Origin of the sequence: Polyangium sorediatum, from assembly GCF_029946465.1 — a bacterium.
GTDB classification, from domain to species: Bacteria; Myxococcota_A; Polyangia; order Polyangiales; family Polyangiaceae; genus Polyangium; species Polyangium fumosum.
In genome coordinates this window covers 101,705-124,382 of the sequence record NZ_JARZHI010000020.1, presented here as the reverse complement: position 1 = coordinate 124,382, position 22,678 = coordinate 101,705, and the positions used below count along the sequence as shown (strand labels likewise).

18 protein-coding genes are annotated in these 22,678 nt (G+C 69.9%); 6 read left to right on the top strand and 12 right to left on the bottom strand.

Annotated elements, in window-relative coordinates; translation table 11 throughout:
- Positions 1 to 44: 44 nt before the first annotated feature.
- Entirely contained in the window at positions 45 to 695 is a 651-nt protein-coding gene (locus QHF89_RS23015; RefSeq protein WP_284720835.1) for a PEGA domain-containing protein, read from the top strand.
- A 3-nt stretch (positions 696 to 698) separates the two neighbouring features.
- Here the strand turns inward: QHF89_RS23015 and QHF89_RS23010 are convergent, their stop codons facing one another.
- From QHF89_RS23010 to QHF89_RS22975, 8 genes are all read right to left on the bottom strand, one after another.
- Positions 699 to 2,783, bottom strand: a complete 2,085-nt coding sequence (locus QHF89_RS23010; RefSeq protein WP_136968154.1) for a thioredoxin domain-containing protein — start codon at positions 2,781 to 2,783, stop codon at positions 699 to 701.
- A gap of 69 nt (positions 2,784 to 2,852) precedes the next feature.
- Positions 2,853 to 4,094 carry a beta-ketoacyl-[acyl-carrier-protein] synthase family protein gene (locus tag QHF89_RS23005; protein WP_136968155.1) on the bottom strand — a complete coding sequence of 414 codons (1,242 nt, stop codon included), beginning with the start codon at positions 4,092 to 4,094 and terminating at the stop codon, positions 2,853 to 2,855.
- 10 nt (positions 4,095 to 4,104) lie between these two features.
- Complete coding sequence (locus QHF89_RS23000) at positions 4,105 to 4,356, bottom strand: acyl carrier protein (protein ID WP_136968156.1); 252 nt, start codon at positions 4,354 to 4,356, stop codon at positions 4,105 to 4,107.
- Between the two features lie 4 nt (positions 4,357 to 4,360).
- Positions 4,361 to 5,245 (bottom strand): class I SAM-dependent methyltransferase, encoded by an 885-nt coding sequence (locus QHF89_RS22995; RefSeq protein WP_136968157.1) that lies wholly within the window; start codon positions 5,243 to 5,245, stop codon positions 4,361 to 4,363.
- Entirely contained in the window at positions 5,245 to 7,011 is a 1,767-nt protein-coding gene (locus tag QHF89_RS22990) for a fatty acyl-AMP ligase (protein ID WP_136968158.1), read from the bottom strand. The genes QHF89_RS22995 and QHF89_RS22990 overlap by 1 nt, the downstream gene beginning before the upstream one ends.
- Before the next feature lie 207 nt (positions 7,012 to 7,218).
- Positions 7,219 to 10,608, bottom strand: a complete 3,390-nt coding sequence (locus QHF89_RS22985) for a beta propeller repeat protein (RefSeq protein WP_136968159.1) — start codon at positions 10,606 to 10,608, stop codon at positions 7,219 to 7,221.
- A complete protein-coding gene (locus QHF89_RS22980; protein WP_284720834.1) occupies positions 10,605 to 11,783 on the bottom strand; it encodes a hypothetical protein in 1,179 nt (392 codons plus the stop codon). Before QHF89_RS22980 ends, QHF89_RS22985 begins: the two co-directional genes overlap by 4 nt.
- A gap of 64 nt (positions 11,784 to 11,847) precedes the next feature.
- Positions 11,848 to 12,333 carry a hypothetical protein gene (locus tag QHF89_RS22975; RefSeq protein ID WP_136930117.1) on the bottom strand — a complete coding sequence of 162 codons (486 nt, stop codon included), beginning with the start codon at positions 12,331 to 12,333 and terminating at the stop codon, positions 11,848 to 11,850.
- Between the two features lie 164 nt (positions 12,334 to 12,497).
- Here QHF89_RS22975 and QHF89_RS22970 point away from each other — a divergent pair, with 164 nt between their 5' ends.
- From QHF89_RS22970 to QHF89_RS22955, 4 genes are read left to right on the top strand one after another with little or no spacing between them, the layout of a single operon-like run.
- On the top strand, positions 12,498 to 13,073 hold the full coding sequence (locus tag QHF89_RS22970) for a Uma2 family endonuclease (RefSeq protein ID WP_136968160.1): 576 nt from the start codon (positions 12,498 to 12,500) through the stop codon (positions 13,071 to 13,073).
- Positions 13,074 to 13,092: 19 nt separating this feature from the next.
- Positions 13,093 to 14,187, top strand: coding sequence for an MBL fold metallo-hydrolase (locus tag QHF89_RS22965; protein ID WP_284720833.1), 1,095 nt, complete (start codon positions 13,093 to 13,095; stop codon positions 14,185 to 14,187).
- Between the two features lie 52 nt (positions 14,188 to 14,239).
- Positions 14,240 to 15,784, top strand: a complete 1,545-nt coding sequence (locus QHF89_RS22960; protein ID WP_136968161.1) for a benzoate-CoA ligase family protein — start codon at positions 14,240 to 14,242, stop codon at positions 15,782 to 15,784.
- A 50-nt stretch (positions 15,785 to 15,834) separates the two neighbouring features.
- Positions 15,835 to 16,728, top strand: a complete 894-nt coding sequence (locus tag QHF89_RS22955) for a formylglycine-generating enzyme family protein (protein WP_136968162.1) — start codon at positions 15,835 to 15,837, stop codon at positions 16,726 to 16,728.
- A gap of 3 nt (positions 16,729 to 16,731) precedes the next feature.
- Here the strand turns inward: QHF89_RS22955 and QHF89_RS22950 are convergent, their stop codons facing one another.
- A complete protein-coding gene (locus tag QHF89_RS22950) occupies positions 16,732 to 17,502 on the bottom strand; it encodes a hypothetical protein (protein ID WP_284720832.1) in 771 nt (256 codons plus the stop codon).
- Between the two features lie 128 nt (positions 17,503 to 17,630).
- Between QHF89_RS22950 and QHF89_RS22945 the strand changes: the two genes are divergently transcribed.
- Complete coding sequence (locus tag QHF89_RS22945) at positions 17,631 to 18,479, top strand: metallophosphoesterase (protein ID WP_284720831.1); 849 nt, start codon at positions 17,631 to 17,633, stop codon at positions 18,477 to 18,479.
- Between the two features lie 11 nt (positions 18,480 to 18,490).
- Here the strand turns inward: QHF89_RS22945 and QHF89_RS22940 are convergent, their stop codons facing one another.
- From QHF89_RS22940 to QHF89_RS22930, 3 genes are all read right to left on the bottom strand, one after another.
- Positions 18,491 to 19,231: a TPM domain-containing protein gene (locus QHF89_RS22940; protein WP_211365384.1), complete on the bottom strand. Its 741-nt coding sequence runs from the start codon at positions 19,229 to 19,231 to the stop codon at positions 18,491 to 18,493.
- A 10-nt stretch (positions 19,232 to 19,241) separates the two neighbouring features.
- Positions 19,242 to 19,865 carry a LemA family protein gene (locus QHF89_RS22935; RefSeq protein ID WP_136930122.1) on the bottom strand — a complete coding sequence of 208 codons (624 nt, stop codon included), beginning with the start codon at positions 19,863 to 19,865 and terminating at the stop codon, positions 19,242 to 19,244.
- 87 nt (positions 19,866 to 19,952) lie between these two features.
- The gene (locus QHF89_RS22930) at positions 19,953 to 22,661 is read right to left on the bottom strand and encodes an MYXO-CTERM sorting domain-containing protein (RefSeq protein WP_284720830.1); all 2,709 of its coding nucleotides are present in this window, start codon (positions 22,659 to 22,661) and stop codon (positions 19,953 to 19,955) included.
- Positions 22,662 to 22,678: the final 17 nt, after the last annotated feature.

Below are 22,678 nucleotides of genomic sequence, written 5' to 3'. Positions count from 1 at the left end.
ATCGCGACTCCACGCGGGCCGTCGAACGAGGCACAATGATCTCGATGAAGTACGCCCCCGCCCTGGTGCTCGCCCTCGTCGTCCCCGGCGTCGCGCTCGCTGCCGAGGCGACGCGCCCCGAGCCGGCCCCGAAGCCCGACGCCTCGCGAGCCAACGGCTTCGTCACCGTCGCTTGCAATCCGGGCTGCGAGGGCATCTTCGTCAACGGCCGCTCGCTCGGTCCTTCCCCGATCGTGCGCGCAGAGCTCCCGCCGGGGACGCACAAGCTCACGCTGCGCCGCAAGGGGTACGAGGAGAAGAAGGTCGAGGTCGTCGTGAAGCCGGGCGAGACGGCGCTCCTCAACGTCAAACTCTCGCAACAAGCGGCGCCGCCCGCCGAGCCTCCGCCGGACATCGCGGCGCGCGTCGCTGCGAAGATGATCAAGGCCGACGGGTTTCTCTCGCTTGTCTGCGATCCTGCCTGTGATCAGGTGATCGTCGACGGCAAGCGCAAGCTCGGCCCCGCGCCGCACACGAACGTGTCGCTCCCCCCGGGCAAACACGAGATCACGATCCAGCGCAAGGGCGCGCCCGACAAGGTGATCACCGTGAACCTGGTCCCCGGACAATCCACGGCGTTCAAGGTCGCGATGCAGACCGAGGCGGAGCGCACCATCCCCGCCAAGGCGCCCGCCCCGCCGCAGCCGCGGCGCTGATCGTCATCCCCTGTCGAGCAGCGCTTCGAGCGCCGCCACGTCCGACACGGGCGCCGAGCAGGTTCGATTCCGACAAACGTACGCCACGGTGTCGTCGCCCCGCGCGCCCTTGCCCTCGGCGAGCACCTTGACGGCCTCGGCCGTCTCCGGCCGGCGCGGATCCACCCACACCACGTTCCTGTGCGGCAAGAAGCGGCGAAACACCGCTTTCGCGAACGCCTGTGCCCGCTCGCCCGACGGATCGCCCACGAGCACCACGTCCACCGTCCCGCGCACGAGCCGATCGAGCACGGCGACGGCCTTGCCGAGGCCGAGCGGGTTGTCGATCGCCGTCGGGCCGATCGGCTCGATCTGCCGCCGCCCGTGCGCGGCGAACCGTTCGTCCGTGATCTCGCCGAGCCGCAGGCAAAGCTCCGCGGCCATGGATGCGCCCGAAGGCACGGCCTGATCAAAGACGTCCTTCGTGCGGGCGATGAGCGCGTCCCCGTCATCGGGCGCGAAGAAGAAGCCACCTTCGCGCGGATCCTCGTGATGCTCGATCATCGCGTCGGCGATCGCGCGGGCCAACGCCACGTACCGCGGGTTGCCCGTGGCTTCGTAGAGATCGAGCGCCGCGCTGCCGACGTACGCTTGATCGTCGAGGAAGCCGCGCCTCTCCTCCGGCGCCTCGTTCTCGCCCGGCATGTAGTACCGGCGCACGCGCCCGTCCCGCACGAGCCGCTCTTCGATCGCCGCGAACGCGACCTCGGCCGCGCCGATCCATGAAGGCTCGTCGAGCGCACGGCCGGCCTCGGCGAGCGCGCCGATGAGCAGCGCGTTCCAGCTCGCGAGGATCTTGTCGTCGCGTGTCGGCCGCGGCCGCTTCTCCCGCGCCGCGAGCATCTTCGTCCTCGCCCGTTCGAGCGCGCTCGTCGCCGCGCCCGGCGCGAGATCCACGATCGCCGCCGTCCGTTCGATCGAGCGCACCTCCGAGAGCACGGTCGCGCCCGTCTCCTCGAAGTTGCCTTCGTCCGTGATGCCGAAGTGGACCCGCGCGACCTCGTACGCCTCGTGATCGTCACCCACGGCCGCGCGCAGATCGCCGAGCTTCCACACGAAAAACTTTCCTTCTTGGCCCTCGGAGTCCGCGTCCTGCGTCGCGTAAAACGCGCCCGACGCGTCGCGCATCTCGGCGAAGAGGTAGGCGACGAGCGCGCGCGCCGTCTCGGCGAAACGCGGGTTTCCGAGCGCGCGGTAGCCGTCGACGTAGAGGCGCAAGAGCAGCGCGTTGTCGTAGAGCATCTTCTCGAAGTGCGGCACGAGCCAGCGCGCGTCCGTCGAGTAGCGGTGGAAGCCGCCGCGCAGGTGGTCCCAGATCCCGCCCTTCTGCATCTTGTCGAGCGCGAGCTCCACGCTCTCCTTCGAGACCGCGTCGCCCTCCAGCGTGCCGCGCAGCAAGAGCACGTCGAGCGACATCGTGTTCGGGAACTTGGGCCGCGCGCCGAAGCCGCCGTTGTGGCTGTCGAAGCGCGCGAGCAGACGCCGGCACGCCTTGCGCAAGAGGTCTTGCCCGATCTCACCCTCGCCCTCGGGCAGCGCGCCCACGCGCGTGATCTCCTGCGTGATCTCGCCGGCCTGCGCGAGCACCTCGCCGCGGCGCCGCTTGTACGCGTCCGCGACCGCTTCGAGGATCGCCGGGAAGCCGGGCACGCCGTACTTGTCCGCCGGCGGGAAGTACGTTCCCGCGAAGAACGGCTTTTGATCCGGCGTCAGGAACACGGTGAGCGGCCAGCCGCCGCTCCGGCCCATGAGCTGCACGACGAGCTGGTAGACCTGATCGAGATCCGGCCGCTCCTCGCGATCGACCTTCACGTTCACGAAGAGCTCGTTCATGCGCGCTGCGATCGCGTCGTTCTCGAACGACTCGCGCTCCATCACGTGGCACCAGTGACAGGCGGCGTAGCCGATCGAGAGCAGGAGGGGTTTGTCCTCCCGCTTCGCGCGTTCGAGCGCCTCCGCGCCCCACGGGTACCAGTCGACCGGGTTTCGCGCGTGCTGCAGGAGGTACGGCGACTTCTCCTTCGCGAGCCTGTTTTCGTGGGCGCTCATGCACGAGCACCTAGGGCATCGCGCACCCGGCGGGAAGGTGAATTCCCGGCTCTCCCCGAGGCCTGGTTTTCAGACCTTGCCGAGCACGAGCGCGCAGTTGTGCCCGCCGAAGCCCGCCGAGCATTTCGCCGCCCAGCCGACGGGCGCGGCCCTTCGATCCCGCACGACGTCGAGCGCGCCGAGCTCCGGATCGAGCTCGTCGACGTTGATCGACGGGTGCAGCACTTGATCCCGCAGCGAACACACGACCGCGATCGTCTCGGCCGCGCCCGCGCCGCCGAGCAGGTGGCCGATCATCGACTTCGTCGCCGAGATCGGGATCTGCGCGAGCCGCTCGCCGAACACGCGGCGGAACGCGAGGATCTCGGCCATGTCGCCTTGCGGCGTCGAGGTCGCGTGCGGGTTGATGTAATCGATTACCTCGGGTCCGATGCCGGCCCGCTGGAGCGCGCGCTCCAGCGCGAGCGCGAGGCCGAGGCCCTCGGGGTGCGGGCGCGTGAGGTGCTCGGCGTCCGTCGTCATCCCGAAGCCGCCCACGACCGCGAGCGCCTTCGCCCCGCGCCGCTTCGCGTGTTCTTCCTCTTCGAGCACGAGCACGCCCGCGCCTTCGCCCATGACGAACCCCTGGCGCCGCTTGTCGAACGGCCGGCTCGCGCGGGTCGGATCTCCCTCGAACGCCTTCGCGAGCGCGCGCGCATTGCCGAAGCCCGCCACGGTGTTCATCCGCGTCGCCGCCTCCGCGCCGCCGGCGATCATCACGTCGGCCTCGCCTGCCTCGATGAGGAGCGCGCTCGTCGCGATGGAATGCGTGCCCGTCGCGCAGGCGCTCGCCAGGCTGTAGGACGGGCCCATGAAGCCATAACGCATCGAAATGAGCGCGGCCGCTCCGTTCGGCATGACGCCCGGCACGAAATACGGCGACACCGCGCGCGGGCCGCGCTCGTTGCTCCGGGCGATCTGCTGCTCGAAGATGTCGACCGAGCCCATGCCGGTCGACATCAGGCAGCCGATGCGTGATCGCGCGGCGCCGGACTCCTTGTCGAGCCCGGCCATGATCACGGCCTCGACGGCCGCGCCGAGGCTGAAATGCGTCACGCGGCCGTAGACCTCGGCCTCCTTCGGGGACATGTACCGCGAAACGTCGAAATCGCTCACGCTCGCGGCGATGTCGCTGCGGAGTTTGTCGGTGGGGAACTCGCGGATGTACGAGACGCCCGAGCGCCCGGCGAGCAGGCTCTCCCAGAAGGTCGGGACGTCTGTGCCCACGGGGCTCACGACGCCCATTCCGGTCACGACGACGCGGCGGGGCATGGGGGTGGGATCAGCCGCCGGCGGCGAGCCGCTCCTCCACCTTCTTGCAGAGATCTCCGACCGTGGTGAGCTCGACGAGGTCCTCGTCCGGGATCACGATCCCAAGCTCGGTCTCGAGCTCCCCGACGATCTGCATCACGGAGAGCGAGTCGATGCCGAGCTCGCTGATCTTGGACGCAGGCGTCACGTTCGGGAAGGGGCGCTTGTCGACGCGCGCGGCCACGGTCTTGAACATCTCGAGCAGATTGTGCTTCTGGTTCATTGTCTCAGCCAATCCTCTGGAGTTCCATCTGGACGAGGGAGCTGTAGTGGATGTCGAATGCGCGGACGCAGGTGGAGAGGTACCGGTCGTAATCCTCGAAGACCTTGTCGCCCCACTTCGCCCGGATCGTCGTCTCGTTCAGGCGGAGGCGCCGGAGCCACTCCGCCGTCGTGCGCTGGTAATGCTCGCGCCGCGTGTGGAGCGTCTTGACCTCCCACCAGGGATTGATGGCCTGGATCAGCTCGTCGAGCCGCGGGTTCAGGCCGTTCGGGAAGATCTCCTTCGACGAGAACGAGAAATCTTCGAGGTCCTTCCGCGTATCGGCGGCGAGCCCGCCCCAGGGCCGCATCTTCGGCGTTCGATTGCGCAAAATCGCCTGGAAGCCGAACGACGAGCCCGGCTTCGTGAGGCGCCAGCATTTCTCGAAATACCGCCGGTAGATGTCGACGGCCTTGCCCTGCCGCGCCTCGTCGAGCGAGCAGAGATGGTCGATCATGCAGATCGAGACGAGGCCGTCGAATTGCTCGGCCGTCTCCCATTGCATGAAATCGGACGCGATACACTCCACGCCCGGGATGTTCCGCTGATTGACCTCCGCGGCCATCGCGCGGGAGAGCGTGATGCCTACCGCCCGGTCGACCTTGCGCGTGGTCGCGAGGTATTCGACACACGCGCCCCAGCCACAGCCGATGTCGAGCACGGATGTGCCCGGGCCGGCTTTCGCGTATTCGCTGAGGATCCGCAGCTTGTTGAGCTGCGCGGCCTCGAGTGATTGATCGGGCGACTCGAAGACCGCGCACGTGTAGTTCATGCGCTCGTCGAGCCAAAGGCGGAAGAACTCGTTGGAGACGTCGTAGCTGACTTCGACGTCCGCTTGGCTGGATCCCATCAGAGAGCTCCTCGGGTTTCGGTCTCCCGGGCCGGCGCGCGGGGTGAAGGAACGGCGGAAGAATCGAAGGGGGCGCTCGCGTCGTCGCTCGGCTCCCCCACGAGATCGAGCTGCCCGTTTTCAAGGCGCATCTTCGTCTCGCGGCGGCGCACCTTGCCGCTCGACGTCTTCGGCAGCGTGCCGCGCTTGATCAGCACGACCTCGGCGAGCTGCACGCCGAGCTCGGCCCGCACCGCGTGCGTGACCGCCTCGACGAGCGCGCGTTTCGCCTCGCCCAGGCGCCGCGACTCCGCCACGAGCACCGCCTCCTCCGCGCCGCTCGTGCTGCGCCGCGCAAAGGCCACGCATTGCCCGTCGCGGATGCCGTCGACCGTGGAGGCCACGCGCTCGATGTCCTGCGGATAGTGGTTTTTCCCGTTCAGGATGATGAGATCCTTCGAACGGCCGCAGATGTAGACATTTCCGTCGGCGCGATACCCGAGGTCACCCGTGTGCAGATAACCGTCGCCGAACGACTCGGCCGTCGCCTCGGGATCCCCGAAATACCCCGCGGTCACGCTCGGCCCGCGCAGCCAGATCTCGCCCACCTGGCGCTCGCCGAGCGGCGCGCCGTCGGGGCCCACGATCCGGATCTCGTGCCCGGGGAAGGCGCGTCCGCACGAGACGAGCTCCATCGACGGCGCGTCGTCCTGCGTCGGCGTGGCCTTTCCGTTCTTCATCGTGGCGAGGTCGATCCGATCCGTCGTGAGGGGCTTGCCGAGGTCGTGGAACGTCACGGCGAGCGTCGCCTCGGCCATGCCGTAGCAGGGCAGGATGCTCTCGGGCGACAGCCCGTTTTTCGCGAACCGATCGAGGAAGGCGCGCAGCACGTCGGCCTGGATCGGCTCGGCGCCGCAGCCGAGCGCGCGCATGCACGAGAGATCCCAGCCGCCGGCCTGGGTCTCCGTCACGGCGCGTGTCGCCAGCGCGAACGCGAAGTTCGGCGCGAACGTGATCGTGCCGCGGAAGCGGTGAATCGAGTCGAGCCAGAGCGAGGGCCTGCGGATGAACGACATCGTCGGCAGGAACATCACCTGCACGAGCGCGTAGACGGGCGCGACCACGAAGCCGATGAGGCCCATGTCGTGGTAGAGCGGCAGCCACGAGACGCCGCGATCTTCGGGCGTCGAGCGCAGCCCGTCGAACATGATCGCGTGGCTGTTCACGCTCAGGTTCTCGTGCGTGACCATCACGCCCTTCGGCCGCGAGGTCGAACCCGAGGTGAACTGGAGGAACGCGAGATCCTCGCCGCGCACGTCGGGCAGCGTGGTGTGCGCGGAGCCTGGATCGATCGCCCCGAGCTCGCGTTCGAGCACGAGGCGCGTGTCCGCGCTCTGCGAGCCGAGCAGGTGCTCCTGGATGAGCGGGCGCAGCGCGTCGTTCGTGACGACCACACGCGCGCCGGACGCCGCGAGGACGTGACGCACGGTGTCGCCGTAGGCTTCGAGCTTGGCGAGCGTCGCGGGCGGATACATCGGCACGGCGACGAGGCCTGCCGTGAGCGCTCCGATGAAAGACAGGACGAACTCGTCGGGCTCCGGGAGGATCAGCGCGACGCGATCGCCTTTCGACAGGCCGAGGGCCTGCAGCGCGCGGGCGCGGCGGCTCGCTTCGGCCCAGAGCTCCGGATACACGACGCGGCGCTCCTGGCCGTTCGTGCGCACGAAAGTGACCGCACGGTCACCATGAATCGTGTTGTCGCGAAGGACATCGATGAACGTGCGCATGGCCCGGGAGGTACGTCCTGGCTGCCTGGTCTGGAAGCGACGGAAAGCCGAGACGCAGGCATAAGCGAATCCCGGACCAAATCAACCAGAAACGATAAATGCTGGATATTGCAACTGAATCCAGCAGACTTTCGGGGTGGGTGTGTCTGATTTTCGACAGGTGCGCTGCGTCAGAGAAAAGCTGTTCGCGTATGCCTTCGCACCGATTCAGGGCGCCCAGACGTAGGTGCCGGGCTGGCTGTCGATGCTCTCGGGCACCGTGGCGCCGGGATCGAAGCGGCAGGTCATGGGGCGGTGCTCGATCGCGAGCGGCGTCGACGGCGCGTGTTTGCCCGTTGGCGGCTTCGGGGGCGCAGGGCGGAAGACCCAGCTCTGCGCGAGGTTGCCCCCGAGCGCGGCGACCACCGGGACGCGGCCGAGGCCCACCGCCTCCCACGCCGCGACACAAGGCGCTTCTTTCGTCCCGTGGAGGACGACGCCGGCCGTGAGCAGGGTCATGGGCTCGGTGAGCGGGAGGGGCTTCGCCGCGGACCTGCGTTCGAGGGACTCGCGGACGAGGACGGCGTGGCGGCGACCGGGGTACATGGGCTCGCGGCCGAGGAAGGCGTGCGCGGCGAAGCGGGGCGTCGCGCGGCGCTCGTCGGGTCGGCAGGCGCGCGGCGCGTCAGGCAAGTCGAACGGCGTCGGGACGGCGACGGCCGGGCCGAAGGTGCCGTCGCCGCGGAAGGGGTGGAACGAGGCCGCGGCGAAGCCCGCGCGCGGCTCGCTGTAGACCACGAGGTCGCCGAGCGTCGTCCCGCCGATGTAGCTCCAGTCGCTCCGCGCGAGCCGCTCGCCGTCGGCCGTCGTGCCGGGCGCGAGCGACATCGCGTGCGTGGACCAGGCGCCCGCCTCGCCCTGCCGCGCGAGGAGGACGGTGATCGGGCCGTTGTCATCGTCCGAGAAGGTGGCGACGGCGAGGGGCTTGCCGTCGGCGAGCACGGCATCCATGCGGAAATCCACGACGCCCTTCGGCAAGAACGTGGACCAGGCGGGGTAGGGGAGTGTTCTCGGTTTGCTCTTCGGATCGAGCAGGTACATGAGGTCCTGCCGCGACTTGGGGGCGTGGGGCCGGAAAAAGATCGCGCCCGGCGAGACGGAGATGAGCGCCGTATCGAGCAGCCAGCGCGTGCCGTCGGCCTTGACGTCGCCGCTCGTGAACGTGCCTGCGTCGGGGAGGCGCACCTTCGCCGTCGTGCCATCCATGTAGTTCTCCCAGACGAGCTCGACGTCCCGCATGGGCCCCGCCGCGCGCGGGCCCTCCGCTGATTTCTGCGGCGGCAGCCGCACGCGAGCGACGGCGTACCCCTCCATCTGGTGCGAGACCTCCATCGCGACCTCCGCGCCCTGGGGCGCGGGTCCGAGGAGCGAACGCGTGGTCACGCGTGCCTCGCCCTCGCCTCGCTCGGGGCCGAGCGCGGCCGTCACGCGCACGGCGCCCGTGAGAGCATCGAACGAGAGCACGGACCAGGACGAGCGACCCCGCGCGAGCTGATCGACGCCGGGGAGCCCGAGCAGGTGGATCGGATCCACGTCCTCGATGCGGGCCCAGTCCACGCGTGGATCGAGCTCGCAGACGATCGGCATGCGCGGCGAAGGGACGCGGCGCGGCTCGGGCGGGCCCGCGGGCGGCGCGGTGAAGGGCTCGGCTTGCCCGTTCCAGCCGACGCGGCTCATCGTGTCGCCGACGAGGCAACCGGCGCCGCTGCACACGAGCGTCAACGGCCCCGCGGAGATCTCGCGCGCGAGGCTCCGCGTCACGGGGATCTCGGTCCACGTCGCGCCCCCGTCGAGCGACTCCCAAGCGCCTGCGGGCTGCTCGCCGAGCGGCCTCTCGGGGAAGACCGAGAACGCGACCGCATGCCGGCCGGCGCCGCCGACGAGCCCCGGATCCACGGGCGGACGCGCCACGCCGAGCAAGCGCCCATCCTCGTCCGTCGTGACGTACACGAGCCCGCGCGGCGTGAGCAGCGTGATCCCCACGGTGCCATCGTCGCCCGGCCGGAGCGCGGACTGATCACGTGGATCGAGGTCCGAGTCGGACTCCTCTGCGGGGCCCTCGTCGCCCTCCTCCAACGCAGGTCCGTCGTCGCGATGCGCGCGGGACACGTCGAGCGCGCGCTCGCTGAACGTCTCGCCGCCGTCGTGTGACACGTAGAGCGCGAGCCTCTCGTCCTTGCCTCGGCGCGCGAGGAAATACGCCGAGCGGCCGTCGACGGAGAACGCGGGCGAGACCGGCGCGCCCGAGAGCGAAGGTGTCTCCGCGACCGTGGCCACGAGCCTTTCGCCCTCGCGACGCACGAGGAGCGGGGCAGCCCCCGTGCATCCGCCCGATCCGGCCAAGGCCGCGCCGTGGGCCTTGCACGCGCCCGTGACGAGCGCGCTCCCCCCGCTCGACACCGTGACGGTGGTGAACGTTTCGCCCGTGAGGAGCACGAGCGGCTCGCTGAAGCGCGCGCCGTCATCGCTGCTCATCCGCACCTCGACGATCCCGCCGTCGTCGTCGTTTTGCTTCATGCAACCGAGCGCGACGTGTCGCCCGCGTGCGCCGAGCTTCAAGCTCGTGCATCTGCCGGTGCCGGGCAGGCGCTTCGCGGCGAGGGGCCCGTCGAGGGGGCCCGTCAGCAGCGCGTGGTCCTCGCCCTCCTCGGGCAGCACGACCTCGAAGTAACGATCTCCGTCGAGCACCGCGCGCCCTTCGAGCATCGAGCTCGCCGAGGGCGCGTACGAGGTCTCGAGCGCGATCGAACCCGGCCCCGTGTCGACGTCCTCGTCACGCTTTGCGAACGGCGCGCTCCCCTGCGGATCCCACACGAGCGTGCCGGTCATCCCCTGCGCGGCGAGGTGTCCCTCCGCGGTGCGCCCGACGCGACGCGCGCCGATCTGCGCGGCGCCGTTCGCCCGCGTCCACGTCTTCCCATCGTCGCTCGTGAGCAGCGCCTCGGGCAGCGCGAGCGCGAGCGCGCGACCCTCGTCCGACACGGCGACGTCGAACACGCGCTCTGCGATCGCCACGCGCTTCCACGTCGGCCCCTCGTCGAGATGGTAAAGCTCTCCGCTCGCCGTCGTCCCGAGCACCACGCGGCCGCCGCTCGCGACGTGCACGAACTGCGCGGGCGCGGGGATCGTGCGTCGCAGCGGCGCCAGCGGGCCTTCGGCTTCGTAGAGGCGCCCGCTCTGCCCCACGAAGAGCCACGAGCTCTTTCCTTGCGGCGTGATCCCCACGATCGCCTCCGGGGCCACGTCTGGCGCCGCGACGGCGCGCCCGCGGCACGTCGTTGCCGCGCCGTCTTTTGTGGCGCGCGCGGCGCGGAAGCGGTGCCCTTCGGCCGTCGCGAGCAGGCAGCCGCCGTCCTCGAGCGCGAGCGTCGCCGAAGCCGACGACGGCATCGGCGGATGGAACGACCAGCGCGCGGGCGAGACGAACGGCGGCGGCGGTGCTTCGACCGCGGGTGGTGGGGGGTTGGGGCGTGCAGCGGGCGGGGGCTCGCCGGCTCCGCATCCCGCGGCGAGGAGGCTTCCGCCGAGGAACGTGAAGGCGCGCGAGCGGACGGTCATTTCTCGGCGTCGACCCAGCGGGCCACGAACACGTTCGTCTCGCCGGGCGTCGAGCCGAAGCGGTTCGAGGCGAAGACGAGGTACTTGCCGTCGGGCGAGAACATCGGGAAGCCGTCGAACCCGTCATAGAACGTGATCCGCTCGCTCGCGGGCGCGCCCGTCGTCGTCACGGGCCCCTCCGAGTCGACCACGTAGAGCTCGAAGTTCGGCGCGCCGCGCAGCTCCGGCGGCGAGTCCATGTTCGACGAGAAGATCACGCGGCGCGAGTCCGGCAGGAAGTACGGCCCGAAGTTCGCGCGACCGTTCTTCGTGATGGGGCGCGCGTTCTGTCCTTCGAGGCCGCCGACGTAGATCTCGAGCCTCGTCGGCCGCACGAGCCCCTTCGCAAGGAGCGCGCGGAAGTCGTCGAGCTCCTTGCCTTCGGGCCGGCTCGCGCGCCAGACGAGCTTCGTCGAGTCCGGCGAGAAAAACGCGCCGCCGTCGTAGCCGGGCGTGTTCGTGATCCTTCGGACGTCGGTGCCGTCCGGCTTCATCGTGTAGAGCTCGAGATCGTTGTCGCGGCTCGACGTGAACACGATCCGCGACCCGTCGAACGCCATCGTCGCTTCGGCGTCGTAGCCTGGGCCGCCGAGCAAGAGCTTCAGATCGGAGCCGTCGGGGTTCGCGACGTAGATGTCGTACGGATCGAGCGGCCAGACGTAGCCGAGCGAGCGATCGGGCTTCGGCGGGCACGCGGCGCTCGCGGCCTCGGTCGTGCTGTAGAGGATCTTGTCGCCCTTCGGGTAGAAGAAGTACCCGCACGTCGTCCGGCCCTTGCCGCTCGACACGCGCGTCGTCTCGCCCGACTCCAGATTGAGCACGAACTCCTGATCACAGGCCGCGCCGTCGCGCGTCGACTGCAGGATCAGCTTCTTGCCGTCGGGCGACCAGTACGCCTCGGCGTTCTCGCCGCCGAACGTGAGCTGCCGGAGATCGGCGAGGTGTTTTTCGCGCGGATCGCCCTCGACGGGTTTTCCTGCGCGGATCGCGAAGGGGATCCACTCGGGCTTGGCCGTCGTGGTCGCGCTCGGGATCTGGCCGAGCGGCTCCTTCGGCGCCGGCTCGGGCGTGCAGGCCGCGGCGAACGCGAGGGTGGAAGCGAGGAGGGGGAGGAGGGATCGGATCGTCGGGGTCACGGCGGGGCGCACTCTAGCGCGCTTTCGTGACGTGGGTGGGGGAGGATCGTGCGCTCGTGCCCCGTCACGACGCGCGCACCTGCACCTTCTGCCGCGCCGTGTCCACGGCGCTCCGGATGGGATGGGCGCCGATGTCGGGCGCGAGCCACGCGGCGGCCACGTCGACCGAATGGAACACCCGGTGCGGGAACGGCAGCTTTGCCATCAGCTGCAACCCCGTCGCCACGCCGCGCACGAGCGCGCTGCGGAACCCCCCGCCTTCGAAGCACACGGCCGAACGCCGGAGCCGTTTGCCCGCGGCGCCCGTGGCGAGGGCGGCGAGCGCGTCCCGCGCCTCCTGCGACGGCAGCGGCGCGTTCTCCGCCACGACCGTCAGGACGGCGATCCCGTCCGGATACTTTCGCTCCAGCAAATCGAACGCCCGCCGGCAGGCCGCGATGGCCGAGAGCGTCGTCTCGCGTTCGAACACGACGATGAGGACCCGGTTGAACACGGCGACCACGTGGTCCCTCGTCGCCTCGACGGTGATGATGGCGTGCCCGTCCCGCATGGGAAGTTTGTCTAAGGGTGTGCTCCGCGCGCGGCAATACCAACCTCGACGGCTTCGGGCGCCACCGCTCGGGACGTGCGTCGTGGGAACGGTACCGGAAGCCGGCTCCGCCCGACGCCCGAGCCCGCTGGCGCTCTTCCCGTCCTTCACGCAAGATCCGCTTCATGAGCAGCGCCGCCCGCGAGAGGACGCCCGCCACGTACGCTGACCTCGAGGCGCTCCCGCCCGGCGTCAAGGGCGAGGTCATCGAGGGCGTCCTGTACACCCAGCCCCGCCCGCGCGGCGGACACGCCATCGCCTCCTCGATCCTCGGCCGCCGCATCGGTGATCCGTTCGGCGACGGCATCGGCGGTCCCGGCGGCTGGTGGATCCTCGACGAGCCAGGAATCGAACTGCCGGGCAGCCCCGAGGTGGCGCCGGACATCGCCGGGTGGCGCCGCGAGCGTATGCCGGAGGTGCCGGACGACGGTCCCATCACGGTCGTGCCTGACTGGGTCTGCGAAGTCCTCTCGCCATCCAATCGAACGTACGACCGCCGGATCAAGTTCCCCTACTATGCGAAGGTCGGCGTCGCCTATCTATGGGTGGTCGATCCGCCCGCGCGTACGGTCGAGATCAAGAAGCTCATCAACGGCCATTTCTCCGACATCGCGGTGTTCGCCGATGACGAGTTCCTCCGCGCCGAACCTTTCGACGCCGTGGAGATCCCCCTTTCGCCTCTCTGGTTCCGCGGACCCTAACCCAACGAGGACCCCTTTCATGTCCCGAGCTTCCTTGGAGCGCGAAACGACCGCCGCCCTCTCCCACGAGCGCGCCTACGCCCGCCGGGCGCGTATGGAGCGAGCCCCCCATTTCATCGAAGGCCGCTTCGTCAATCCGGCCGTCCTGAGCTCGCCGCGCGTCGAGTTCGGCGTCCTGCGTGAATTCTTCGCCCCGCGCGTCTCCCGCAGGCCGCCCGCGGCTTTGCCCATGATCTCGCCACTCGACGGCTGGCGCGACCCGCCGCGGACCGGCCTCCGCACGGCTTGGCTCGGCCATTCGACGGTCCTCCTCGAAATCGACGGCGCGCGCATCCTCACCGATCCTGTCTGGGCCGACCGCGCCTCTCCCACGCGCCTCGCTGGCCCCAAGCGCTTCCACGAGCCGCCTGTCGCCATTGCGTCCCTCCCGCCGCTCGACGCCATCCTGGTCAGCCACGACCATTACGATCACCTCGACGCCGCCGCTGTCCGCCTCCTCGCGACCACCAGCCAGGCCCGTTTCTTCACGGCGCTCGGCGTCGGCGCTCGCCTCGAAGGGTTTGGCGTTCCACACGACCGCATCACCGAGCTCGACTGGTGGGAAGAGGCCCCGATTCCCGGCACCGACGTCGCCATCGCCGCGACCCCCGCGCAACACTTCTCCGGCCGCGGCCCCTTCGATCGCAATACCACCCTCTGGGCCAGCTACGTCTTCCGCGGCCCTCGCCACCGCGTCTTTTTCTCCGGCGACACCGGCCCCGAGCCCACGCTCCCGCTCATTCGCAAGCGGTTCGGCCCCTTCGACCTCATCCTCCTCGAAGTCGGCGCTTTCCATCCTGCCTGGGGCGACATCCACCTCGGGCCCTGGCAGGCCATGGAGGCGCATCGCGCGCTCGGCGGCGGCCCCTTCTTGCCCGTCCACTGGAGCACGTTCGATCTCGCGCTGCATACGTGGGACGAGCCCATTGTCGTCCTCGAAGAGGGCGCGCGGGACGGCAAATTCGACCTCCCCCTCGTCGCGCCGCGGATCGGCGAAGTCCGGGACGTCCTCGATCCGGACGACATCCGCCGCTCGCTCGCGCGCCTCGACGCGTGGTGGCGCGAGGTGCGTTAGACCTCGCGAAACCGCTTGCTTGCCCGCGCCCCCTCGTCGCACCATCCCGCCCATGGAGCGACCCTTCGAGATCCCCGAAGACCTCAACATGGCCGACTGGTTCCTCCGCGCCCGCCTGCGTGAGGGCCACGGCGATCGGGTCGCCCTCCTCGCGGGGGATCGGCGCCTCACGTACGCCGACGTCGATCGCCTCGCGGCGCGCTTCGGCCACGTCCTCCGGGGTCTCGGCGTGCGTCCCGAGGAGCGCGTCATCGTCGCCCTCCCCGACATTCCCGAGTTTGCCGGCGCCTTCTTCGGCACGCTCGCCCTCGGCGGCGTCGTCGTCATGGTGAATTGCCACCTCAGGCCCGACGAGATCGCTTATTTCTACGAATACACCCGCGCCCCCGTCGCGGTCGTCCATGCCGAGCACCTCGCCGCGTTCGTCGAGGCCTCGAAGGGCGCGCGGCACCTCCGCCGCATCCTCGTCGTCGGCGCGGAAGACGCGGCCCCGCATGCCTCCTTCGAGGCCCTCGCCGCGGGCGTGCCGGAGACGATCGACCTCTTCCCGAGCCACCGTGACGACGCCGCGATATGGATCTTCTCCGGCGGCACCACCGGCAGGCCCAAGGCGGCCGTCCAGACCCACGCCTCGTTCGTCAACACCACCGAGCTCTTCGGCAAACGCGTCCTCGGGTACGGCCCCGACGACCGCACCCTCTCCGTCCCCAAGCTTTATTTCGGTTATGCCACCGGCTGCAACCTCCTCTTTCCGTTCTCCGTCGGCGGGAGCTGCATTCTCTTCCCCGAGCGCTGTACGGCCGAGGCCCTCTTCCAGCAGATCACGAAGCACCGCCCGACGATCCTCATCAATGTCCCCACCATGATAAATCACATGGTCTCGCACCCCGACGCCGCCGCGCAGGACCTCTCCTGCCTGCGCGTCGCGACCTCCGCGGGCGAGGCCCTGCCCGTCGAGCTCTACGACCGCTGGAAAAAGGCCTTTGGCGTCGAGCTCTGCGACGGCCTCGGCACCGCCGAGATGTGGCACATCTTCCTCACGAACCGCCCCGGCGACGTTCGTCCGGGCACCCTCGGCAAGGTCGTCCCCGGCTTCGAGGTCAAGGTCGCCGACGACGACGGCCGTGAAGTGCCGGACGGCGAGGTCGGCTGGCTCTGGGTGCGCGGAAATTCCCGCGCGATTGGCTACTGGCACGAGATGGAAAAGACGAAACGTGTCTTCCGCGGCGAGTGGTACGTCTCCGGCGACATGCTCCGCAAGGACGCGGACGGATACTTCACGTACTGCGGCCGCGGCGACGACATGCTCAAGGTCGGCGGCAAATGGCTCGCCCCCGCCGAGGTGGAGAACTGCCTGCTCCGCCACCCGGCCGTCGCGGAGTGCGCCGTCGTCGGCGTCGCCGACGACCATGGGCTCACGAAGCCCCACGCCTATGTCCTCCCGCGGGAAAACCGGCCCGGCCTCGACGAGGAGCTCAAAACGTTCGTCAGGGAAAAACTCGAGCCCTACAAGGCCCCGCGCGAGGTCTTCCTCGTCGACGCCTTGCCTCGCACCCACCTCGGCAAGATCGACCGCGGCAAGCTCCGCCGCGCCTGACCGCGCCGTTTCCTTCGCTACCTGGGTGTGTTACACGCACCCGTGCTCCGATGACGCTCGCCTCCTCCGCCTACGGCCGTCCCCTCGGTCCCCTCTTCGCGCCGCTCGCCACGCAGGGCGCGCTCGCCGCGCTTGCGCCCAGCGCACGCCTCGCCCTCGCCGCCGCGATGGCCGAGGGCCTCGGCCGGGCCTTTGCGCCCGGCGATACGCTCGTGGGCGCCGCCGGCTTGCCCACGGTCCTGCACCGGCCCACGGAATTGCGATTCGTCGCCATTCCCGGCGGCACGTTCGTGATGGGGTTGTCCGACACCGAGATGGGCGAGATCACCGCCCTGTATGCTCCCCTCGGCCGCGCCGACGAGGCGCGCGACCTCGTGCGCTGGTCGACGCAGCCGCCGCGCCGCGTCCACGTCCGTCCCTTCCTTTGCGCGCTCCTGCCCGTCACCGATCGCCTCGCCCATGCGCGCCTCGCCGACATGTACCCCGGCGACGACGAGGGATACGTCCCTTCCGACACGCCCGTCCCCTTCACGCCGCGCCTCGCGGCCGAGCTCCGCGGCGTGCTCGGCTTCCGCCTCCTCTCCGAGGCCGAATGGGAATGGATCGCGCGCGAGGGAGGCGCCCGCGCCTGGCTTCGGGATCCCCCGGCATCCATCTCGCTCGCGCTCGATCCGACCCGTGACGCCTCGCCCCGCCCCAATGCCTTTGGCATCGACCTGCTCCAGACCGGCCTCGAATTCGTCGCCGATGCCTGGCACGAGGGTTATGCCGGCGCGCCTGACGACGCGATCGCCTGGCATCCACGCGCCATTCCCGACAACACGCGCGGCTGCCATGGCGGGTTTCAGGACGAAATCGAGGCCGTCCGCCTCCACGCCGGCGTCCGCGAGGGCCGCCACGGCGACGAACCGGCCGCCGTGCGCTTCGCGATCGACCTTCCCTGACCTTCAGGGCTTCACCTCGAGCGCCTGCACCATCCCGTCGAAGAACTTCTCCGACGTGCACTCCATCCCCGTGTAGAGCTCGACGAATGTCGTCTTCACGTGGTGGATCTTCCAGTCCCCCACCTGTGCCGTCCCGCCGCTCGGGATCTGCTCCTCGTCCATCCCGGCCAAGGCATTCACCGAATACAACGTCCGGACCTCCGTCTCCGGACAATCTTTCTTCTGCTGATTCACGCATTCGACCACGATCGAGAGCTGCGGCCCGCCGCCCGGGATCGCCGGCAACATCGCCGGGATCTCCGCGTTCGCGTACCGCATCGCCACGGCTTGCCCTTTCGCGCCGCTCACCAGATAGGATTGATTGTCCCGCTTCGCCGTCACCACATCCCCCGCGGCGAACACCTCCCCGAGATTCGCGCCCTCCCAGGCGAACCGCGCGGGCATCCCTCCCGCATCGAAGGCGAGCTCCATTCCGAGCGCATCCACCGCCGCCACCGTCGCCTGCGCTCCGTTCGTCAGATCCGGCGTCGGATCCTCGAACCCGAGCCAAGGCCACGATCCGAGCACGACCTTGTCCTGCTCCGCCGTGCACGCGGGCCCCGCCATCCCGCCTCCGCCGCCGGCCCCGCCCGCGCCGCCGTTCCCATCTCCACCCGCGCCGCCGCTCCCGCCTGCGCCGCCGTTCCCATCTCCGCCCGCGCCGCCGTTCCCGCTCCCGCCGCCGTCTCCGCATGCCGCGAGGCACGCGGCCATCGCAATCACGAGCCCTGCCATCCAAGAAAATCGTCGGTTCATGCACCCATGAAGCGCATGCAATACAATCGGCGTCAATCCCTCAAAACTCCACCGAACCGCCACCCTCTCTCCCCTCGACCTCCAGCGACGCGTGGTCTCCTCGCTGCATGCACATCGCCCCTGCCGGCCGCGGCCTCCATTACTCTGCTGCGCGTGGGGTCGTGGAATCGACGCTCCGTGTCCTCTTTCATGGCGATTGGCCTGCGCGCGCCTGGGGCCGTTTGCCCGTCGCCTCCGCCGTGCGTGTCGTCCACCGGCGCATCCCGCTCCCCGCGCCGCGACCTTCCCCCTTGCGTATCGCATTCGCCTCCGACCTCCACCTCGGCCCCACCACCTCCCCGCGCACCCTCGACGAGGCCTTTCGCCTCCTTTGCGACGCGCGCCCCGACGTCCTCGTCCTCGGCGGTGATTACGTCTTCCTCGACGCCACCCCCGCCCGCGCCCGCGAGCTCGAAGCCCGCGTCCGCGCCGTCCCCGCGCGCCTCAAGGTCGCCGTCCTCGGCAATCACGACCTCTGGACGAACCATTCCCTCCTCGAAGACGCCCTCGCCCGCGCCGGCGCCGCCGTCCTCGTCAATGCGGCCGCCCGCCTCGACGACCTCGCCGTCGTCGGCCTCGACGACCCCTGGACCGGCAACCCGGACGGCGAACGCGCCTTTGCCGCGGTCGAGGGCGCGCCGCTCGTCGTCACCGTTTGCCATGCGCCCGGCGGCTTCCGCCATGCCCGCGGCCGCGGCGCCCTGCTTTATCTCTGCGGCCATACCCACGGCGGCCAGGTCGCGCTCCCCGGCGGCATTCCCCTCATCGTCCCCGGCGGCCGCCTCGCGCGCCGTTTCCCGCACGGCGTGCATCAGGTCGAAGGCACCACCCTCTTCGTCTCCCGTGGCCTCGGCGGCGTCGAGATCCCCCTCCGCGCCTTCGCGCCTCCCGACATTGGAATCTTCGACCTCGTCTGATTCGCCCTCTTTTACCAGCCTCCGCGCGCCCCGCCGCCCCCCGAGCGACCTCCGCCGCCGGAGAACCCGCCGCCATCCCCACCGCCGCCTCCTCCTCCGCGACCTCCGCGCATGAGGAACCACAAAATGGTGAGCGCGAGCGACGGATTCACCGCGAACAACACCAAAAACGCCACCACGGCCACGCCAATCCAGACAAGCTCGTGCCCCCGCTTCGCCTCCGGCTGCGTCGTGTGCCCCGGCCCGGGCTCGGGCGCGAACGCGCGGCCCTCGATCGCTTGCAGCAACGCCGACACGCCCGCGTCGACGGCGCCGTTCGGATCTCCTGCCTGAAGCCGCGGCGCCATCACCTCCCGGATGATCCGTGAGGCGATCGCGTCCGGCACGCGATCCTCCAGCCCATACCCCACTTCGATGTCGATCTTCCGGTCCTTGGCCAGGACGAACATCACGAGCCCGTCATCGAGCCCCTTCCGCCCGACCCCCCATGCCTCGAACGTCCGCACCGCCCAATCGTCGAGCGCCGCACCCCCGATCGAATCGCCGATCCACACCACGACCTGGTGCCCCGTCTGCCGCTCGTATTGCGCGAGGCGCTCGTCGAGCCGATGCCTCGTCTCGGGCGACAGCAGCCCCACGGTATCCGTGACGTGCTCGGTCGGCGCCGGGGGAATCGGCGCGGCTTGCCCCCGCGCGAGCCCGACGAACGAAAGCCACGCGGCGAGGACGAGGAACGTGACGGCGCGAATCATGGCTGTCCGGTCAGAACTGCACGGCCGGCGGCCGCTCGGCGCCGCCCGTGGCCCGGAAATACGTCTTCGTGTCGAAGCGATCCCCGAACATGTCGGCGATGAGCGTCGTCGGGAAGCGGCTGCGCGTCGTGTTGAACTCCCGCGCCACCTCGTTGTACCGCATGCGCTCGACGGCGATTCGATTCTCGGTCCCCTCGAGCTGCGCCTGGAGATCCCGGAAGTTCTGCGTCGCCGACAGCTCGGGATATCGCTCGACGACCACGAACAGGCGACCCAGCGCCGACGAGAGTTGATCCTGCGCGGCCTGGAATTGCTCCATCGCGGCAGGATTCTCGGTCGCGTTCGCGGCCCCGCCGCCCGCTTGCATGCCGCCGCCCGTCACGGCCGCGGCGCGGGTCCGCGCATCGGCCACCTGGACGAACGTATCCCGCTCGAAATTCGCCGCGCCGCGGACGGTCTCGACGAGGTTCGGTACGAGATCGAGGCGCCGCTGGTAGACGTTCTCGACCTGCGCCCATTGCTGCTCGACCGCCTGATCGAGCGAAACGAGCCGATTGTACGTGCTGATTCCTGCGCCCGCGACCACGAGCACCAGGATGAGGACGCCTGCGAGGACGAGGAGCGCCTGCTTCATCGATACCCCCGTGCACACGGCGAATGCCGCGCCACACGGGGGGATGCACGGAGCGTGCTGGGCGCCCTCGTCGAACGAAGGGCCCGGTCAGCCCCTCCGCCTGCGGCGCCGCATCCCCATCAACGCCATTCCAGCGAGGACCCCGAGCCCGCCCGCCGCGCCCGCCTCGCGCCCGGCGGCCCGGCAATCGCAGCCGCCCTCGTCCGGCGGCGTCGTCGGCGCGCCGCCGCTGCCACCCGCGCCTCCACTCCCGCCCGCGCCGCCGCCTCCGCCTGCGCCACCGCTGCCACCCGCGCCGCCCGCGCCACCGCTTCCACCGGCGCCGCCGCTGCCGCCCGCCCCGCCGCTCCCGCAATCGGGGATCGGCACGTACTGGCAGCCCGCTTGCGGATCACACGAATCGGCCGTGCACGGATCGCCGTCCACGCAGACCCTCAGCCGGCCCGTGCAGACCCCAAACGCGCAGCCGTCGTCGAGCGTGCACGCATTGTTGTCGTTGCACCCGACCGTATTCGCCGTGTGCTTGCAGCCGAGCTGCGGATCACATGCATCGTCCGTGCAAAGGTTCCCGTCGTCGCAGCTCGTGGCCCTTCCCCCCGCGCACGCGCCCCCCGCGCACGCCTCGCCCGTCGTGCAGGCGTCGCCGTCGGCGCAGGCCATTCCGTCGCTCGCGCCGACGTCCTGACAGATGTCCTTCACCACGATCTCGGCCCGCGTCATCTCGATCGGCGCCGCGCCCGGCACGTCCTTGTTGTGCTCCCAGAGCTGCCAGATCGTATCGCCCCAGGCCCGGAGCTGCCCGAAGAACGGGTCCGTCTGCGCGATGTACGCCGTGGGCTCCCCCGAGGGCGTCGGGCTCGCGAGCGACGTCCCCGTCCCGAGGATCTCGTCCCGCAAGAACTCCACGTATTCGCGGCTCGTCGTCTGGTAATAGAGCCGCACCTCCACGCGGCTCCCGCCCGCCGGCAACGTCAAGCTCACGTCGTCATAACCGCCCGTGTACTCCTCCGCCGAGAATAGCCCGGGCGCGACCGACCCCTCCCAGACCGGCTCGGACAGGCGCTTGTCGGCCTCGGCGATCCGGAATCCCTTCGGCGGGATGCGGTTGTCCTTCGACCGCTCCGTCCCGAGGAGGAAATGGAACGATTTCGTCTGTCCCGTCAACGAACTCGCCATCTTCACCTCGTAGACGAGCCCCTCGTCGTGGGTCTCGTTCGCTCCGAGCGGCGGGCTCGACGGCGCGTGCGCGGGATCGAGCCCGCGGAGCGTGCCCACGCCGTCGTCGTACGGGTTCACCTCGTGGAGCATCGTATCCCCGTCGAACACCCGCACGTTGAGGAACATGCGCCGGCCCTCGGGATACCCCGTGATGAGCTTGTGCCCCGTGTTGTTCCGGACCCGGAACGACGTCGCGCCGCTCAGCGGGTCGTAGGCCAGCGAGAGAATCGTCGCCGCGCGGCCGAGCGTCCATTTCGCGCGGTTCGACCCTGCGAGCAGCGCCCCTGCGTCGAGCCTCGTCCCCTCGTCGAGCGAGAGCGTCAGCGCCGCCGCGCCTTGCCCGAGCAGCGCCGCGTTCGTCGCGTCGTAGTTCGTCGACGACGGCACCGTGCTCGCGAGCAGCCACGGCACGAGCGCATTGCCGCCCGTGAGATCGTGCAAAGGCTGCCCGCTCGAAGGATGCTCCACGCTGTCCGTCGGTCGAATCACGGACCCGACGATCGACGCCCCCGCGCCCACGCCGTCCGGCATGTGGCAATCCTGGCACGACGCGATCGTATTGCCCGGCTGCCCCGTCTCGAACACGCCCGGCGCATACGGCCCCACGCCCGGCGCGCCGCCGGGCAGCCCGTAATCGCTCAGCATGAACTCCGACCACGTCCGCTCGACATGCGAATACTCGGCCGGCGGCTGGGTCTCCGTCGGCAGCACCGTCGTCCCGTCGTTCGGCATCGTGCCCTTCGCCCCCATGTTGGCGAGCACCGGGTTCGACACGTCGTGGCACGTCCCGCAGTAATACTTGCTCTTGTGATAGCGGCTGTACTGCATCGGGTGGAACGCCTGCGCGTCCGCGAACGAGCCGCGCCGCTCCGGCTTGTCGCTCACGTAATATTGCCCCGCCCCGTTCTCCAGGTACGTCGCGCGCACGGGCCGATGATCCGCGCCGAACATCGGAGTCCCATTGAAGAGCGTGTGCGACTGCGACTGCACGATGTCCGCCTCGCGCGCCTTCTCCGCCCCGACCGACGACATCGACCCGCTCATGTTCGTCTCGTCCCAGTACCCCGCCCAGTCGCTCCCCTCGCGCGTCCCCTGGAACGTGTCCTCGAAGAACGGGTCCACCATGCGGTGGCAGAAATCGCATTGCACGCCGTCGAAATCGGCGTCGCCCATCGCCTGGCCGTTCGTCGGATCACTCCGTAGCTCCAGCCACCCCTTCGGCATGTGGCAACGCAGGCAGATATCGGTCCCGTTCGGGTTGCCGAGCGCCCATATCGAGTCCTGCGCGGCGACCGTCAGCGCGGCCCAGAAAAACGGGTCCCGCGCCGCCTGCCCCATCATCGACCCTTTCCACCCGAACCCCGGCTCGATCGCCGGCGCATACCCCGCGTGACAGCCGAGGCACTGCGAGGGCGGCTCGATCGCCATCTCCGCCCGCGGCTGCGTCCCCGGCATGCGGATCAGCGGATCGTATTGCACGATCATCGGCTCCCACGCCCACGCGAGGGCGGGCGCGGCGGCGAGCGCGAAAGCGAGGAGAGCAGGGGTCTTGATGCGGGGGAAAGCGCGTTTCGTCATGGCCAAGCTCCGAGGCT

Excerpts from the sequence above, each read along its gene's own strand:
- QHF89_RS23015 (WP_284720835.1), top strand. The coding sequence starts at position 45 with ATGAAGTACGCCCCCGCCCTGGTGCTCGCCCTCGTCGTCCCCGGCGTC.
- QHF89_RS23010 (WP_136968154.1), bottom strand. The coding sequence starts at position 2,783 with ATGAGCGCCCACGAAAACAGGCTCGCGAAGGAGAAGTCGCCGTACCTC.
- QHF89_RS23005 (WP_136968155.1), bottom strand. The coding sequence starts at position 4,094 with ATGCCCCGCCGCGTCGTCGTGACCGGAATGGGCGTCGTGAGCCCCGTG.
- QHF89_RS23000 (WP_136968156.1), bottom strand. The coding sequence starts at position 4,356 with ATGAACCAGAAGCACAATCTGCTCGAGATGTTCAAGACCGTGGCCGCG.
- QHF89_RS22995 (WP_136968157.1), bottom strand. The coding sequence starts at position 5,245 with ATGGGATCCAGCCAAGCGGACGTCGAAGTCAGCTACGACGTCTCCAAC.
- QHF89_RS22990 (WP_136968158.1), bottom strand. The coding sequence starts at position 7,011 with ATGCGCACGTTCATCGATGTCCTTCGCGACAACACGATTCATGGTGAC.
- QHF89_RS22985 (WP_136968159.1), bottom strand. The coding sequence starts at position 10,608 with ATGACCGTCCGCTCGCGCGCCTTCACGTTCCTCGGCGGAAGCCTCCTC.
- QHF89_RS22975 (WP_136930117.1), bottom strand. The coding sequence starts at position 12,333 with ATGCGGGACGGGCACGCCATCATCACCGTCGAGGCGACGAGGGACCAC.
- QHF89_RS22970 (WP_136968160.1), top strand. The coding sequence starts at position 12,498 with ATGAGCAGCGCCGCCCGCGAGAGGACGCCCGCCACGTACGCTGACCTC.
- QHF89_RS22965 (WP_284720833.1), top strand. The coding sequence starts at position 13,093 with ATGTCCCGAGCTTCCTTGGAGCGCGAAACGACCGCCGCCCTCTCCCAC.
- QHF89_RS22960 (WP_136968161.1), top strand. The coding sequence starts at position 14,240 with ATGGAGCGACCCTTCGAGATCCCCGAAGACCTCAACATGGCCGACTGG.
- QHF89_RS22955 (WP_136968162.1), top strand. The coding sequence starts at position 15,835 with ATGACGCTCGCCTCCTCCGCCTACGGCCGTCCCCTCGGTCCCCTCTTC.
- QHF89_RS22950 (WP_284720832.1), bottom strand. The coding sequence starts at position 17,502 with ATGGCAGGGCTCGTGATTGCGATGGCCGCGTGCCTCGCGGCATGCGGA.
- QHF89_RS22945 (WP_284720831.1), top strand. The coding sequence starts at position 17,631 with ATGCACATCGCCCCTGCCGGCCGCGGCCTCCATTACTCTGCTGCGCGT.
- QHF89_RS22940 (WP_211365384.1), bottom strand. The coding sequence starts at position 19,231 with ATGATTCGCGCCGTCACGTTCCTCGTCCTCGCCGCGTGGCTTTCGTTC.
- QHF89_RS22935 (WP_136930122.1), bottom strand. The coding sequence starts at position 19,865 with ATGAAGCAGGCGCTCCTCGTCCTCGCAGGCGTCCTCATCCTGGTGCTC.
- QHF89_RS22930 (WP_284720830.1), bottom strand. The coding sequence starts at position 22,661 with ATGACGAAACGCGCTTTCCCCCGCATCAAGACCCCTGCTCTCCTCGCT.